The sequence below is a fragment of the Streptomyces sp. NH27 genome, from assembly GCF_056859195.1.
The window spans coordinates 1-775 of record NZ_JACEGK010001033.1; the positions used below are offsets into that span (position 1 = coordinate 1).

Annotated in this window: 1 pseudogene; it reads right to left on the reverse strand. The window is 75.2% G+C overall.

Annotated elements, in window-relative coordinates:
* Positions 1-203 precede the first annotated feature (203 nt).
* Positions 204-752, reverse strand: a pseudogene (locus AC13HU_RS37860) (CGNR zinc finger domain-containing protein); the annotation flags it as partial.
* Positions 753-775: the final 23 nt, after the last annotated feature.

Genomic DNA, 775 nt, shown 5'->3' on the forward strand with positions numbered 1-775 from the left:
GGCCTGAGCCGGGCCGAGACTGGCCTGAGCTGAGCTGGGGCCCGTGCCGGCCGGTCCGGGGCCGGGTCAGGGCTCCCCGCGGCGCGTCAGGCCCCCGCGGTGTCCGGTCCGGCCCCGGCCGACCCCGCGTGCTCGGCGGGGCGCCCGGCGCGGTCCTCCTGCGGCCCGTGGCCGCCGTCGTGCTGCGCGGGCCCGGCTTCCTCCGCCTCGCGCCTGCGGGCCCGGTACGCGGCGACGTGCAGCCGGTTGCCGCAGGTGCGGCTGTCGCAGTAGCGGCGGGAGCGGTTGCGGGACAGGTCCACGAAGGCGCGGCGACAGGTCGGCGCGTCGCAGCGACGCAGCCGCTCCCGCTCGCCGGCCAGCACCAGGAAGGCGATCGCCATCCCGCAGTCCGCGGCGACGTGGGTGGCCAGGGAGGCACCGGGCGAGAAGTAGTGCACATGCCAGTCGTAGCCGTCGTGGTCGGTGAGCCGGGGGGTGGTGCCAGCCTCGGCGATCATCTCGTTGAGCGCGGCCACGGCGCTGGGGTCGTCGGGCGCGGCGAACAGCTGGGTGAACCGTTCGCGGACCGCGTGGACCGCGCCGATGTCGCTCTGGTCGAACCCGGCGATATCGCTGACCTTGTGCCGCTCGACGAAGGCCCGCAGATCGGCGACGTCGTGCAGGCACTCGCGGCCCGCGATCTGCGGCGCGGAGTTGACCAGGTCCACCACGCAGTCGAGTGCGCACCTGGTGTCGTGGTTGATGAGCACGGGATCGCTCCTGCCGGCGTGTC